Origin of the sequence: Kitasatospora sp. NPDC058162 (assembly GCF_042884005.1) — a bacterium.
In the GTDB taxonomy this organism is placed as follows: Bacteria; Actinomycetota; Actinomycetes; order Streptomycetales; family Streptomycetaceae; genus Kitasatospora.
The window spans coordinates 44,267-58,787 of the sequence record NZ_JBHVUS010000037.1; the positions used below are offsets into that span (position 1 = coordinate 44,267).

The following is a 14,521-nucleotide window of genomic DNA, read 5'->3' on the forward strand; positions in this document are numbered from 1 at the left end:
GCAGCACGACCACGGCCGCCGCCGACCCCGAGCAAGACGGGGTGGGCGGCGGCCGTCGCATACCCACATCGATCACCTTGAGGAGACCGCGATGCCCAACACCCCCGACACCGTGCTCGCCGACGCCTACACCTGGTACTCCACCGGTCTGCGCGACCTGGTGCAGGAGCTGCTGGAGGAGACCGGCCTGGACACCGCCAGCGACCTCGTCGACGACCTGTGCGGTGAGCTGTGGCTGCACGCGGCGGAGCTCGCGGTGTCCCACGGCCTCTCCTTCACCGACGTCCTGGACCTGCTGGACAGGAACGCCGACCTCCTGGTGAACCGCCTCCGCCTCCAGCCGACGGAGATCCCCGCAGGTCGACTCGACACGGTCGCCGACCCGGCGGACGTCGCCGAGCTCGCCACCGACTCGGTCGATGGCACCGGCGACCGGCCGGTCCCCCGCCCCCGGCGCCCCGCCGCCACCAGCGTCGCCTTCGAGCGCCTGGCCGGGCTGCGTTCCGCTGCCTGACCGGCATCACCCGGGCCCGGCCCAGTCCCAGAACTGAATCTGCACCACTATCAGCTGCGGCGGTCCGGACTTGCTCCGGGCTGTCGTGTCGCATCCCCGGAGGTAGAGATGACCACCACGACCGAGGCCCCCACCGGTACCGTCCCGGCCCCGCATGCCGAGACCTCTGCCGCCGCGGAGCCCGAGCCGCTGTTCCTGCTCAGCTACAGCTACTGCTACGGCCGCGAAGACCGCCTCTCGGCGCGGACCTTCACCCGGGCGCAGCTCGACCGTATCGGCCCGGCCGTGATGTGGTCCGTCGGCCGCGGCAGGGCGTGGGGTGTCGAGATCCGCGACGAGGCGGGTGTGGATGTCACCGGCGTCTTCGTCTGGGTCTACGCGGCCTGACCAGTCCGCTCTCTCCTGCGACGCTGCCTGTCGCCTCCGCCCCGGCATCGCCGGTGCGGGGACGGCGGGGGGACGGCAGGAGTCGTCCTGGAAATGCCGACGGCCTCGGGATTGCCCTCCCGAGGCCGTCATTGTCGCGCCTAGTTGGAGGCAACGACTGTGCTGCACAACATCATTGCACGCCCCGACCTCACCTTCGCCCCGGGTGATAGCGACCCCGACGCCGACGAGATCTGGCGCCGGGCCCAGGAGCACCGGGGAGGTCGTCGGTGATGACGGCCCGCAGCTTTGCCGGCGGCGGGACGCCGGTGACCAAGCCCGGTACGCCCGGCAAGCCGAAGGGCGGCACCCGATGACCACCCCCACGCCCACGGCCTTCGGCACCGGCACCGCCCCGGGCCTCACCGGGCACGACCCTGCCCTGCCCCCTCCCCGTCCCGGCCTGTACCTGCGGCAGCGGCCCGGCGGCATCACCGCCCACCTGACGGCCTGCCAGGACACCGTCCACACCGTCCGGGCCCTGGCCCTGACCGTGCTGCTCGCCCACGGCATCGACCTGGAGACCGCGCAGTCCGCGCAGTTGGTCCTGTCCGAGCTGCTCGGCAACGCGATCCGGGCCTGTGGTGAGCACGTCCCGCTGGTCGTGGAGGTCTACCGCTCCCGGGGGATCGACGCGGTCGTCGCGGTCCACGACCCGCTCGCCGACACCGCCCCGCGCCGCACCGACACCCCGGCGGACAGCGACGAGGCCGAGTGCGGCCGCGGCCTGACCCTGATCGACGTCCTCGCCCCCGGCTGGACCGTCGAACCGTCCCCGATCGGCAAGCGCGTCTGCTGCCGTGTCCGCGCGGCCGGCTGACCAACCCCGCCCCTCCCCCGGTGCCCGCTGCACCTGCCCGGCCACGACCCTGGTCCGGCAGGTGCAGCGGGCACCCGCCTACCCCGGCCTGGAGGCCGTCATGAAGCACCGCGCCCGCAACTCCACCCCCGCCCGCCGCGCGCACTACGACGCCGCCAGCTACCGACGGTGGGTCGCCCGCCAGATCGGCCCGCGCGCCGTCGGCGGCTACTACCGCAGCGGCTACTCCGACACCGTCTACGAGGTCCTCGCGATCGAGCCGGGCCCGCTCCCGGGCTGGCCGGTCTGGCGGATCACCGTCCGGACGCTGGGCGAGACCAGCAGCCGCTGGCACTGCAGCGCATGGGACGAGCGCCGCGACCGGGTCGTCGCCGAACCCGGCGCGCAGGCCCTCACCTTCTGGGCCGAGTACACGCTCGCCCAGCCGGCCTGTACCGGCGCGCTCCTCGAGCAGCGCCACCTGCTGGACGAGGCCGCCCACCCCGACCTCGTCGACGCGCTCCACCACCTCGCCCTCTCCGCCCGGACCAGCTGACCGCAAGGAGTTCGTCATGGCCAACAAGATCACGCTCTCCACGGCCGCCGCCGACGACTGGCGGATGCGCTCGGTGTGCGCCGAGGAAGACCCGGAACTGTTCTTCCCGGTCGGCGAGAACGGCATCGCGCTGTTGCAGGCCGAAGAGGCCAAGGCCGTCTGCCGTCGCTGCCCCGTGATGGAGCAGTGCCTGACCTGGGCGCTGGAGACCGGCCAGGACGCTGGCGTGTGGGGCGGGATGAGCGAGCAGGAGCGCCGCGCGATGAAGCGCCGCGCCGCCCGCAACCGCGCACGCACCACCTGAACCCAGCTCCGCCGGTTGTCGTCGTTCGTCCCCGGGCCGCTGGTGCGGGGGCGTTCGACGGTGCCCGACAGCACCGCCGCCGATCACGAGGAGCAGTCCGATGTCCCACACCGCCACCGCTCAGCAGCAGGCTCACGCCGCGCAGGCGCAGGGCTCCTACCACTTCATCCTCACCCTGCAGTTGTCCCTCGGGAACGGCTTCCAGGTCTTCACCACCGAGGGCACCCACACCCCGCCCGCCGACTGGAGCCGGCAGGACTTCTACAAGGCGATCCGCGACTCGATCGTGCAGCAGCACCCCGAGCTGGCCCGCGCTAACACGCTCTTCTTCGACGTCCAGCCCAACCGGATCTGAGCCCCGCCGGTTGCTGTCGTTCGCCGCCGCGCCCCGCCCCCAGCAGCACCGGGTGAGGGGCGGCGGTGTTCGACGGTGCCCGACACACCACCCCACAATCACGAGGAGGACCTCCGTGTTCCGTCTGATCCGCGCCACCACCTGGACCGCGACCCGGCGCCGTCTGCTCGACACCGAGGGCGAGCTGGAGGCGGCCGTCACCATCCTCGCCGCCCAGGCCCCCAGCTGGACGCCGCCCGAGCCGCCCGTCGACGGCGACCAGGCCGCCGTCCTGCGGTACGTCGACGCCGGTGTCCGCGACGAGGCCGTCTGCCGGGCCGCCGACTTCGCCGAGCAGCACCTCGACCAGGAGAACGTGCTCGGCCTGGCGCTGGCCGAGCGCTGGACCGGCTTCCCGGACGGCAGCGCCGTCCACTACCTCGGCGACGGCCGGTGGCTGCACTACCACCCCGGCCGCACCAAGCTCCGCACCAGCCGGTCCCACTCCTTCCCGGAGTCCGAGCGGATCTGCCTGCTCAACAGCCACAGCAGCAGCCGGGACCTGAACCCGGTGGCCAGCCTGCCCGACCTGCTGGAGCGGCTCGGCGCCCACTACATCGACTACCGCGCCCCGCGCGCCGGCCAGCCCGCCTGACCACCGCCAGCCGCTGCCGTTCGCCGCTGCGCCCGCCCCCGTCAGCGCGGGGTGCGGGGCGCAGCGGCGGTCCACCGCGCCCCGTATAGAGGAGGAGCCCGCTGTGGCTGCCCGTACCCGCACTCCCGCCCGCCGCCCGGCACCGGCCAAGCCCGCCACGACGAAGACCACCACGGCCGCCGCCTTCCCGGCGCCCCGGGACGAGACCGCCGACCAGGCCGGCGCCGACGCGCTGCTGGCGACCGCCCGCACCGAGGCCGACCAGCTGCGCACCACCGCGCAGGCCGATGCCGACCAGCTACTCGCCGAGGCCTGCCAGAAGCTGGGCGACGCGGAGGGCTTCCGAGCGCTGGCCGCCGAGACCGCCGTTGCCGCGGGCCGGGACGCGGCGACCGCAGAGCAGTGGGCGGCCGAGGCCGAGCAGCTGCGCGCGGACGCCGCCGCCGACGCCGAGGTGCTCACCCTGCGCGCCGAGCAGACGGTCCGGCAGATCCTCGACCTGGCCAACGACCAGGCCGACCTGATCCGCCAGGACACGGCCCAGGTCGCGCAGGAACGGCGAGAGGAGGCCGACGCCGCCGCCCACGCGGAGGCCGACCGGCTGCTGGAGGAGGCCACCGAGCGGGCCGGGGCGCTGCTGGCCGACGCCGAGCAGCGCGCCGCCACCGTCCGCAGCAAGGCCGAGGGGGACGCCGCGCGGATCGTCGCCGACGCCGAGGAGCAGGCCCGGCGCGTTGCGGCCGGAATCACCGCCCTCGCGCAGGAGCAGGCCGCCAAGGTCGTCGGAGAGGCCGAGCGCGAGGTGGAGGCGACGCTGCGCCGGGCCGCCGGCGACCTCGCCGACGTCCAGGAGCAGGTCGACGACGTCCGCCACCAGTTGGAGCGCACCCGGGAGAAGGCCGCCGCTGACCGCGCCCTGGCCGAGCGGGACCTGACCGGTGCGCGGGAACTGGCGGCCACCGTGCAGCGCGACGCCGCCACGGCCGCCGACCGGACCCTGACCGAGGCCACCACCGAGGCCGAGGCGATCCGCTCCCGCGCTGCCGACACCGCCCGGGAGATCCTCCGGGCAGCCGCCGAGCAGGCCGAGGAGACCCGTACGGAGGCCGACGCGACGGCCGGCCGCGTCACCGAGGCCGCCCGCGTCGAGGCCGACACTGTTCGCGAGGACGCCGCCGTCGCGGCCCGCCAGCTGCGGGATGACGCCGAAGCCGAGGCGCACGAGCTCCGCGAGGAAGCCGCCCAGCAGGCGGCCGACCTGCGCGAGCGCGGCCAGAAGGCCGTACAGCGGCAGCGCGAGGACGCCCAGGCCGCCATCGACGAGGCCAAGCGGGCCGCCGGCGAGCAGCTGCGTCAGGCCAGCGCCGTCCGGGGCAAGGCCGAGTCCGACTCCCAGCGGCTCCTCAACACCGCCCGCAAGGAAGCCGAGCAGGTCACCGCCGACGCCCTGGCCGAACTCGCCGAGACCGAGCAGCACGTCGCCGAGCTGCGCGCCGAACAGCGGCAGCTGGAGCAGAAGCGGGCCGACCGGCAGACGGGCCGCCTGCGCCGGGCCTGGCGCTGGTGGGAGGCCAACATCCCGAAGCTGCTGCCCAAGCTGGCGCTGTGGGCGGGCGTCGCCTACACCGCGGCGGGTGAGCACCACCTCGCGGTGATGGCCGGCATCGACGACGTGCTCGCGTGGCTCTTCCCGGTCGCGGTGGACGTGTGGGTGGTCGCCGCGACCCGCGCCCACGCCAAGGCCCACACGGAGGAGGAGCGCGAGCGGATCACCTGGGAGGTGGTCACCGCCTTGGTCGTGATGATGGCCTGCCAGATCGCCTCGCTGCTCGCCGAGCTGCACATCTTCGGCGTCGAGCCTCGTGACGGAGAGTGGCGGGTGAAGTGGGGCCTCGCGGTCCCGCTCGCCATGGTCGTTCCGGTGGTCATCTGGCGCGTGCACGCGCTCATGGGCCACGGCCCGAGCGCTCACGGCAAGCCCGCCGACGACGCCACCGCGCCGGTCGCGCCCGCCGCGCAGCCGGACGGCGTTCACGAGGACCCCACCCCGCGCCCGCCGCACGGCGGCCAGCCGCTGCCGACCGCTCACGGTGACCTGCCCTCCGCGCAGGGTACGCACGGCGAGCGCTCATCTGAGCGCGAGATCGTCGCAGGTGGCGGGACGAGTGACGCTCACCGCGCACTGCCGCCCGCGCACCCGCAAGATGCTGACGCTCACCCGGCTCCGGCCATGAGCGATGCCGCGCTCCTGTACGCGCGCAAGGCGCTCGTCCGCTCGCTGTACGACGTTCTCGGCCGCCGTCCGCGCGCGTCCGAGATCCACGCCGTGCTCACCGCCAAGGGTCTGCTGTCCGGCGACGAGCGCAAGACGCGCTCAACCTGCCAGCGGGTGCGCGACGCGGTGGAGGACGCCGAGCCCGCGCTCAAGCCCTCCGTTCGCTCTGCGTAGCCGAGCGCGCAAAGTGAGCGGCCCCCGGGATGAAGAAAGCACCCCGGGGGCCGCGCGCCCGTGAGCGCAGGCGGGCCGGTCTCGCCACCGGCCCGCCTCGATCCTCCCGCACCGCCCGCGTCGAGCGCGACCCCGCACCTCGACCGTCCGAATCCCCAGGTTCCGGGCCTCTCGGCCGGTCGCCGACGTGCTCCGATCCTGGGGCGCTTCGGCGGCTGGCGAAGGCGTCCGGCCCCGGCGCGCCGAGCACCACCGAACCGAGTGAAGGAGCACGTCAATGGCCGAGCGTGATTCGGTCTACAACGACCCTGCCTACGACATCACGTCCGTCCCCTCCTGGAAGACCCCGCCGTTGCACGGTGCCTACGCCCCGAACGCCCGGCTCTCGCCGCGGGCGAAGGCGGGTGTGGCCGTCGCGGGCGTGGTCCTGGCCGCGACCGGGATGGTCGCCTGGTCGCAGTACGCCTCCGCGTCGGCCGACGCCGAGGTGAAGAAGGCGCAGATCGCCCTCGACAACTCCAGGTTGGAGCTGGAGAAGCAGAAGCAGGACGCCGCCGCGGCGGCGGAGATGGCCAAGACCACGGGGGTGGAGAGCGACGCGCAGCGGGCCCGCCGGGAGGCGGTCCAGGCGTGCGTGGCCAAGGCCGCCGGCGCCTACGGCGCGGTCGCCGACTGTGGGAAGGCGTACCCGGCGGTGGACTCCCCGGGCATGGTCAACACCGCCCAGAAGGTCGCCACGGGTGAGGGCGACGGCACCTCGAACTCCGGTGTCGGCCTGGCCGTCCTCGGGGTCGCCGGCGTTGCCGTGGCCGGCGGCTACTTGAAGAAGCACCTCGGCCGCAAGTAACCGTCAGTGACTTCCTTTCCTTTCCCTTCCCGGTCCGGGAACGCGTTCCCGCGTTCCCGGACCCAGTCCACGACCTTGGGAAGCCATTCTCCGGATGGGAAAGGAAAGGAAGGGAAGTCACCCAGAGTAAGGAGAAAGGTGATGGCGACACCCGCCCCGGCGGCCGTCCCGCCCCGGCCCGAGCACCCGCCCGAGGCCCCCGCACCCACCGCCGACCCCCCCGTCGGCACCCCCGCCGGCGCGGCTCCCGCCCCGGCCCCGGACGCCGCTTCCGCCGCCGGACCGGAGCCCACCGGCCCCGCCACGGCGACCGTCGCGGACGCCGCCCCCGGCGGCCTGGCCCACTTCCTCGCCCCCGTCCACCCCGCCCGTACGGTGCTCGGCTCCACCGCCGACCTCGACCCCCGGGACGACCCCGCCGGTACCCCCGCCTTCGGCGCCGAGACCGGCAAGGCCAACGGCAAGAACGCCTCCGCCGGATCCGACGGCAAGGCGGCCGGTGACGGCCCGCTCGGCGCCCTGGTGCGCGCCCTCGCCCAGCGCCTGGGCCGCACCGGCACTGCCACGACCATCAAGCGCAACCACGAGGTCAAGGAGAGCCGGGTCTCTGGGGACTCGACGAACACCACCAACGCCAACAAGTCCGACCGCAGCGCCAAGCACGAGAACAGCGCGCAGCACCGCTCGCAGCGGGACGCCAAGGTCGCCGACCTGAACAACAAGTCCCACCAGCACCAGGGCAAGGACAACCGGGACGTCCGCAAGAACGACAGCACGGACGCGAAGTCCGCGGCCAGCAAGGCCTCGAAGAACGACTCGGCCTCGAAGACGGGCAAGGACAGCCGGGACAGCACCGACACCAAGTCCGCGGCCAGCAAGGCCTCGAAGAACGACACCGCCTCGAAGACCGGCAAGGACAGCCGGGACAGCACCGACACCAAGTCCGCCGACACCAAGAGCTCGAAGAACGACACCGCCTCGAAGACCGGCAAGGACGACAGGAACCACAGCGACGAGAAGACCACCAAGGCGTCGGACGGCAAGACACCCAAGGACGACCCGGCCGGCGGCCCGGCCGGTGACGTGAAGACCCTCAAGCCCGAGAACCCGGCGGGCAAGGCGGAGCCGGACGGCGCCGGTGGGCCGAAGCCGGACAAGCGAGCGGACGGCGGCAGCGGTCCGGAGCCGGGCAAGGGCCCGGCCGCTCCCAAGCCCGGCGGCGCGCCGGGGGCCGGCGGCGGCCAGGCGTCGGCGAAGGCGGCCGACGCGAAGGGCGCCGACAGCAAGTTCCGCGGGGCGAAGGTCAGTGGCCTCGTGGGTGCCGCACCGGAGCCGGCCGCCCCGGTGGCGCCGCCGGACCTGAAAGGGCCGGATGACAAGTTCCGCAAGCCGAACGCCGCGCCGGACAAGCCGGTGAAGCCCGGGCCGAAGCCGGCACCGGCGGGCTGCGCTCCGCAGCCCGCCGGGACGAAGACCGACCCCGCCTCCACGACGTCTGTGACCGGTCCCGCCGTGCGGGACGGAAGGAGCACGATGAACGACCCGAACACCGATACCGGGATGGTCCCGGTCAGCGGTTCCACCGCCGACCCGGCGGGCACGACGGTCGGCGGGGCCGCGGCACCGCCGCCGCGCCCGACGCAGCCGCCCGTGATCCCCGCCCAGGTGAGCCCCGCCGCCGCGTCCGCGCCGGCCGAGGCGGTGCCGGCGCAGGTCCAGTCGGTCGGCAAGGACGCGATCGCCTTCGCCGCCGATGGTGCCTCACGCACCATGAGCCGCGGTGAGGTCCGCACGCTCAAGCAGTTCGAGCGGCGCCTGGCCATCAAGGGCGAGGTGCTGGCGAAGGTCGCCGAGGGTAGCAAGGACACCCGCGCCAAGGCCGTCGACCACGCGACCCGCGCCCAGCGCCTCGCGGAGGACGCCAAGCAGGTCAAGGGCGGGGCCCGACTGGTCGCCATGGCGCAGCGCCTGGCCGAGCAGACACAGGCGCTGCGCGCCAAGGCCGAGCAGACCGAGAAGAACGCCGGGCGCGGCATGGAGGCCGTCAAGGTGCTGGCCATCAACGCGCAGAAGCGGCACGGCGTGATCTACAAGGCCGTTGTCGACAGCCCGTTGACCAGCCCGGCGGAGCGGGAGTTCTACCAGGACAAGCAGGGGAGCTGATATGGCCAGCACGTTGACCTACCGCGAACTGCGCCGGCAGCTCCGGGCCCTGGCCAAGGAGGTCCGGCAGGCGACCGAGGCGCACAAGAAGCGCGCGAAGACGCTCGGCGACGAGGCGAAGGACACGGGCCGGATCGCCGAGCAGATCGCCGCCCTCCAGGTCGACCCTGCCACGGTCGCCGAGACCCGCGAGGTGTCGCGGATCATGCAGGGCCTGTCCACCACGGCCCTGGCCTACGCGGCTGCCGCCGACGAGGCCTCCCGCGCCGCGACCGCCGCCGACCAGGAGGCCGTGCGCCTGCACGACGGCATCCAGCAGGCCGTCGACAAGTCCCCTGTCCCCATGGCCAAGGCCAGCTGGTACACCCAGGAATAGGAGAAAGCCGTGACCACCGACTTCGCGGCCCCCGCCGCCCAGCGCAGTCCGTCCGTCGAGAAGGCCTTCGCGGCCTGCGAGGTCGCCGCCCCGGTGGTCACCGCCGTGGTGATGCCGCTGCTGCAGGCCGACGCCGCCACCACGGTGTGCACGTTCCTCGCCGCGCCCGTTCTGGTGGCGGGGGCGAACTACGCGGGTCTGATCGCCGACCGGACGCTGGACGCGGTCCCGGGCGGCGACATCGTGCGCGCGCACCGCCGGCCGATGTTCGTCTCCGCCGTGGCCACGGCGACGGCGGCCGCCACCGCCACGGTCAGCGGCCTGCCCGGCATCGACGCCTTGGCCGCCGGCTGGATGGACATGCCGTCCGTCTCCGGCCTGGTTTCCGTGGTGTGGTGGGGCAGCGTGGCGTTCGTCGGCTTCTCACTGCGCCGGGTCCTCGGAGGCAGCGGCCGCCCCCGCCGCAAGAGCGCCCCGGCGCAGCAGTCCGCCGCGCCCGACCAGCTCCCGCACGAGGTCCGGAAGGTGCTGGAACTGTGGCGCGCCCACGTCTGCGGTGAGTACGGCGCGCACACCGGCGAGAACCTCTCCCTCACCGCCCTCGGCCCCGGGGCGTGGGAGGGAATCGTCGAGGCCCAGCCCGGTCGGCCGGTCACCGTCACCGCGGAGACCGTGTCCGGTGTGTACCGCATCCCGGCAGCCTGGGTGAGCATCAAGGAGGGCCCCCACACCAGTTCCAAAGCCATCCGCGTCAACCTCGTCGCCCCGCCGGCCGGGCAGGCGCAGCACAGCGAGCTGGAGACGCTGTGGCTGCAGCGCGTGGCCCGCAGGGGCGGTTGCGTGCCCGGCACGCACCTGGAGGGCCTGGTCGATGACCCGGCCACCGGCGGGGTTGCCGCGTGGGTCGTCGCCGACGAGGACACGGACACCGTCACCGTCCCCGACGCCTACCAGCTCGCCGGGGCGCTGCGGACCACGTCCCTGCTCGTGAGCTTCGAGCCGACGCACGACCCTCGCCGCGCGAAGGTCCGCAAGATGCTGCGCTCGCCGCTGGAGGACGGACGGCCCCTGCCCGGCGCGCAGGCGCTGCTCGCGAACAAGAACGGCTTCGTCGAACTCGGCACCGGCATCTCCGGGCGGCCCTCCCGGGTGCAGCTGTACGACCCCAAGGGCGGTGCCCGCCATGTGCTGGTCGCCGGTGTCACCGGCTCCGGAAAGGGCGGCGTTCTCCAGCTGGTCTGCCTCTCGTACCACGTCAACGGGGTGGCGATCATCTATGCCGACCCCAAGGGCAGCTCGAACCCGGACGTGGAGGACATGGCGGCCTTCTCCGGCTGCGGCCGCGACGGCGCGATGGGCGCCCTGCGCTTGGCCTACGCGATCCTCCAGCACCGCATCGCGCAGTCCCAGGCGCTGAGGATGAAGAACTTCACCCCCGCAGACGAGATGCCGTTCATCGCGGTCGTCCTGGACGAGTTCGCGCAGCTGCTCGGCGACAAGTCCCCCTACCAGGCCGAGGCGGCGATGATCGTCGCCGCTCTCGCCGAGCAGGGCCGCTCGCTCGGCATGGCCATCGTCCTGTGCGGGCAGATCCTCAACCTCGACAAGATGGGCGGCGACACCAGCATCCGCGACAACGTCTTCTACGGCGGCGCCCTCATCCTGCTCCGGTCCGACGGGGCTCAGAAGAACCGCCTCGACCTGCCCGACTCCTTCGACGGCATCGACCCCTCCCAGATCCCGGCGTTCTGGCGGGGCGGCGACGACTCGCTCATCTACGACCCGAACGTCCCCGAGGACGACCCGCGCCGCACGTTCGGCGTCGGCTACGTCGTCGGCCCGGACGAGCGCGCCGAGATGATGCGCGCCTGGATCCTCGAATCCGCCGCCGGACTCTTCAACCCGGCGAACATCGCCGTCCCGCTGGACTTCCCGGACTGGGACGACCGCGACTCGATCGCCTCCGCCCCCATCGACCCCACCACCACGGCGGGCGGCGGGGACGGCACCACCGCCTGGGAGCCCGGTCCCACACCGGCCGTCCTGACCAAGGAACCCACCGCCAAGGAGAAGATCCTGCGCGCACTCGAGGACCAGCGCGACCCCATGAACGAGGAGATCGGCTACCTCAGCGTGGAGGCCATCACCACGATCGCTGGCATCGCCCGCAAGACCGCCTTCAACGCCTGCTCCGAACTCGCGCGCGACAACAAGCTGGTGCGCCGCGGCGCCGGCGAGTACGGCCTGCCGCTGCTCAAGAACACCGACCAGGACAGCTTGCCGGAGCCCGCCGAAAGCCTCTGACCCTGGCCGGCCCTCCCACCCCACACCGCGTCCGCCGCCCGCCCCGCCACCCCTGGCCGGGCGGGCGGACCGCTTCCCGCACCCACACCCACCCGACCGCCCCCGGCGGTCACCACGCCCACCGAGAGGAAGCACCGCATGTCCACGCACCTGATCGTCGGCCCCACCGGCTCCGGCAAGTCCCACGCCCTGCAGCAGCTGATCGCCCAGGCCGCCACCGACCCGGCCACCACCACCTGGGCCATCACCCCCCGCAGCGAACTCGCCACCGCCGACCGCCGCGCCACCCCCGACGGAGCCGAGCAGATGCTCGCCGACGCCCTCGCCCTCGTCGACCAGCGCAACGCCTACTTGCGCGACGCCCGCCAGCGCACCCACCAGCCCACCCAGGCCGAACCGCGCATCCGCCTGCTCATCGACGAGGCCGAACACCTCCTGCGCCGCGAAACGACCGCCGAGCAGCTGTACCGGCTGGTCACCACCGGCCGCCCCGCCGCCGTCGAGACCGTCGTCGCCGTGAGCGACCTGCGCCTGGAGACCTGGCCGCTCGCCCTGCGCGACCACTACGTCGCCGGCACCGTCACCCAGCTCCACCGAGGCGCCCGCACCGTCCCCGGCCACCACGCGCTGAACGACACCCAGGACTGACCGGTCGACCGGTCTCGCCCCCGGGGCCGCACACCGCCCGCCCCGCCGACCACCGGCCGGGCGGGCGGCCTGCGTCCGGGGACGGGACCGGCCGACCGGCCGGACCCACACCTCCGACAGGAGAAAACACCGCAATGGGAAACGCCTTCTACACCGTCCGCCGCGCGGACGGCACCGAGATCGAGGCTGGCTACGGCGTCGACGCCGTCTGCGAACAGGACGGCTGCACCGAACAGATCGACCGCGGCCTGGACCACCTGTGCGGCAGCACACCGGGAGCCCCCGAGGACGGCTGCGGCAAGTACGGCCCGCAGGCTGCGGTGGGCCCGCATCGGCGACAGCGCCACCATCCGCACGTTCCTCACCGGCCTGGATGGCGACTACCGCGGTGAACTCGTCTTCACCGCGGACCAGGCCCAGCAGATCATGTTCGCGCTGCGCTGGGCCGCGGACCGGATGCGCTGGTTCGCTCTGCCCGGCTGGGCCCGCCTGGCCCGGATCCTGGCCAACGACGCCGAGCGCGCCTGGCGCAGCGGCGGCTGGACCATCGAGTGACCTCTGCGAGGCCCGCTCCGGCCGCTCACAGGGCAGACTGCGAGTCTGCATTCTCCGTGAATGCAGACCAGCAGCCGCCCGCACGCCAGGAGCCCGTCATGCCCCGTCCTGACCAGACCACCCGTACCGAAGGCCGCGCCCACATCGCCGCCCTCAAGAAGAGGCGCGACAAGATCCACGCCGATGCCGAGAAGGCCAAGACCGACGCGGACGCCGAGATGTGGGCCGCCATCGCGGAGCTGATCCGCACTGGCCAGGTCCTCCAGGCCGACGCCGCAGCCGAGACCGGCTTCACCCGCGACCACGTCCTCAAGCAGACCAAGCGCTACAGCTCCGGCGGCTGACCGGTCGCCAGCGCGTCCCGGCACCGGCCGGCGAGGGTTCACGACCCAGGCGCGCACCATCCGGGACACCGCGCCCCGGAGCAGCTCGGGGAGGGAAACCCGATGAGCAGCAGCACCACCAGCACCGTGTGGACCGCCGCCTGGCCCGAGAACGTCCTCGCCCGCTACCTCACCGTCGGCGGCGCCCACGTCGACCTGACGAGCGTCCGCTTCCGCACCAGGTTCCTCCCGAAGGGCCGCCCCTACGTCGGCGACACCTACCACGAGGTCGACGGCTTCGCCTGGAAGTGCAACGGCTGCGGCACCACCGGCAGCGTCGGCGTCTACGGCGACCCGTACCTGCCGAACGAGCGCCAGGACGCCCACCTGGACGCCAACGCCCACGCCAACGAGTGCCGCTCGATGCCCAAGCCCACCAGCTGACCCGCCAGCGCGTCCCCGGCACCCGGCCGGCACGGGCTCACGACCCGGACGCGCACCAACCCCTTTCCGGCACCACCGGCCGCGCACCCGACGGCCGGTCACCCCGCCGCGCCCCAGCGCGGACCACTCTGCAGCCCGCCCGTGGCACCCGCACGCCTGCCCAGACGGCGGGTGCCCAGCCCACACCCACACCACAACCACCCGGAGGAATCCGTGACCGCCACCGACCGCGCCGCCCGCTTCGCCACCTCCTACGCCCTCCTGCGGGCCGCCGGAGCGATCGGTGACATGTGGGTCCAGACGGACACCTGCGCCCGGATCAAGGGCGCCACCGACACCAACCCCGTCGTCGACCGCGACGACGAGACCGGCGCCGAGATCGCCGTGCACGGAACCCGCGAGGGCCAGCTCGCCTGCCTCCACCACTGCGCGACCTATACCGCCACCCAGGCCGGCGCCCTGCTGATCGGCTCGCGACTGCTGGGCCTGCGCCTCAAGCCCGGCCGTGTCGCCGCCGCCCTGGCCGTCTCGTTCGCGACCCACTACGCCGCGGACAGGCGACTCCCCCTGGCCCGTCTGGCCAAGGCCACCGGCAAGGGCGCCTTCTACGAGCGCCTGGCCCCGGTGTGCGGGTCCTTTGAGCTCGATCAGGCGTTCCACCACGGCTGTGAAACGGTCGCTGCTCTCCTCCTGGCCCGCTGATCCCGTCCCGGGCGCTCACGCTGCCCACCGGAGCCCGTACTGCCGCCCGGCCACCAGCCGGGTGCCGGAGCGGGCCCGGTGTGTGGCGCGGCCGTCCGGCCGAGACCACCAGCGTGGAAGGA

At 73.6% G+C, this 14,521-nt stretch carries 18 protein-coding genes; all 18 read left to right on the plus strand.

Going from position 1 to position 14,521, the window contains the following annotated elements:
- Positions 1-91: 91 nt before the first annotated feature.
- Positions 92-514, plus strand: a complete 423-nt coding sequence (locus ACFVXG_RS38280; protein ID WP_387934591.1) for a hypothetical protein — start codon at positions 92-94, stop codon at positions 512-514.
- 108 nt (positions 515-622) lie between these two features.
- On the plus strand, positions 623-901 hold the full coding sequence (locus ACFVXG_RS38285) for a hypothetical protein (protein ID WP_387934592.1): 279 nt from the start codon (positions 623-625) through the stop codon (positions 899-901).
- 352 nt (positions 902-1,253) lie between these two features.
- Complete coding sequence (locus ACFVXG_RS38290; RefSeq protein ID WP_387934593.1) at positions 1,254-1,760, plus strand: ATP-binding protein; 507 nt, start codon at positions 1,254-1,256, stop codon at positions 1,758-1,760.
- Between the two features lie 61 nt (positions 1,761-1,821).
- The gene (locus ACFVXG_RS38295) at positions 1,822-2,295 is read left to right on the plus strand and encodes a hypothetical protein (protein WP_387934595.1); all 474 of its coding nucleotides are present in this window, start codon (positions 1,822-1,824) and stop codon (positions 2,293-2,295) included.
- 16 nt (positions 2,296-2,311) lie between these two features.
- A complete protein-coding gene (locus ACFVXG_RS38300) occupies positions 2,312-2,599 on the plus strand; it encodes a WhiB family transcriptional regulator (protein WP_387934596.1) in 288 nt (95 codons plus the stop codon).
- A gap of 100 nt (positions 2,600-2,699) precedes the next feature.
- Entirely contained in the window at positions 2,700-2,954 is a 255-nt protein-coding gene (locus ACFVXG_RS38305; RefSeq protein WP_387934597.1) for a hypothetical protein, read from the plus strand.
- Between the two features lie 115 nt (positions 2,955-3,069).
- Positions 3,070-3,588, plus strand: a complete 519-nt coding sequence (locus ACFVXG_RS38310; protein ID WP_387934599.1) for a hypothetical protein — start codon at positions 3,070-3,072, stop codon at positions 3,586-3,588.
- Between the two features lie 103 nt (positions 3,589-3,691).
- Complete coding sequence (locus ACFVXG_RS38315) at positions 3,692-6,037, plus strand: hypothetical protein (RefSeq protein WP_387934601.1); 2,346 nt, start codon at positions 3,692-3,694, stop codon at positions 6,035-6,037.
- Between the two features lie 277 nt (positions 6,038-6,314).
- On the plus strand, positions 6,315-6,884 hold the full coding sequence (locus ACFVXG_RS38320; RefSeq protein ID WP_387934602.1) for a hypothetical protein: 570 nt from the start codon (positions 6,315-6,317) through the stop codon (positions 6,882-6,884).
- 141 nt (positions 6,885-7,025) lie between these two features.
- On the plus strand, positions 7,026-9,047 hold the full coding sequence (locus tag ACFVXG_RS38325; protein ID WP_387934604.1) for a hypothetical protein: 2,022 nt from the start codon (positions 7,026-7,028) through the stop codon (positions 9,045-9,047).
- 1 nt (position 9,048) lies between these two features.
- Positions 9,049-9,423: a hypothetical protein gene (locus tag ACFVXG_RS38330; RefSeq protein WP_387934606.1), complete on the plus strand. Its 375-nt coding sequence runs from the start codon at positions 9,049-9,051 to the stop codon at positions 9,421-9,423.
- A 9-nt stretch (positions 9,424-9,432) separates the two neighbouring features.
- Positions 9,433-11,727 carry a hypothetical protein gene (locus ACFVXG_RS38335; RefSeq protein WP_387934608.1) on the plus strand — a complete coding sequence of 765 codons (2,295 nt, stop codon included), beginning with the start codon at positions 9,433-9,435 and terminating at the stop codon, positions 11,725-11,727.
- A 138-nt stretch (positions 11,728-11,865) separates the two neighbouring features.
- Positions 11,866-12,375 carry an ATP-binding protein gene (locus ACFVXG_RS38340; RefSeq protein WP_387934610.1) on the plus strand — a complete coding sequence of 170 codons (510 nt, stop codon included), beginning with the start codon at positions 11,866-11,868 and terminating at the stop codon, positions 12,373-12,375.
- Positions 12,376-12,509: 134 nt separating this feature from the next.
- On the plus strand, positions 12,510-12,767 hold the full coding sequence (locus tag ACFVXG_RS38345; RefSeq protein ID WP_387934612.1) for a hypothetical protein: 258 nt from the start codon (positions 12,510-12,512) through the stop codon (positions 12,765-12,767).
- Positions 12,768-12,801: 34 nt separating this feature from the next.
- Positions 12,802-12,930, plus strand: a complete 129-nt coding sequence (locus ACFVXG_RS38350; protein ID WP_387934613.1) for a hypothetical protein — start codon at positions 12,802-12,804, stop codon at positions 12,928-12,930.
- Between the two features lie 98 nt (positions 12,931-13,028).
- Positions 13,029-13,274 carry a hypothetical protein gene (locus tag ACFVXG_RS38355; RefSeq protein ID WP_380497566.1) on the plus strand — a complete coding sequence of 82 codons (246 nt, stop codon included), beginning with the start codon at positions 13,029-13,031 and terminating at the stop codon, positions 13,272-13,274.
- Between the two features lie 102 nt (positions 13,275-13,376).
- A complete protein-coding gene (locus ACFVXG_RS38360; RefSeq protein WP_387934615.1) occupies positions 13,377-13,697 on the plus strand; it encodes a hypothetical protein in 321 nt (106 codons plus the stop codon).
- A gap of 213 nt (positions 13,698-13,910) precedes the next feature.
- Positions 13,911-14,399: a hypothetical protein gene (locus ACFVXG_RS38365; RefSeq protein WP_387934617.1), complete on the plus strand. Its 489-nt coding sequence runs from the start codon at positions 13,911-13,913 to the stop codon at positions 14,397-14,399.
- Positions 14,400-14,521 lie beyond the last annotated feature (122 nt).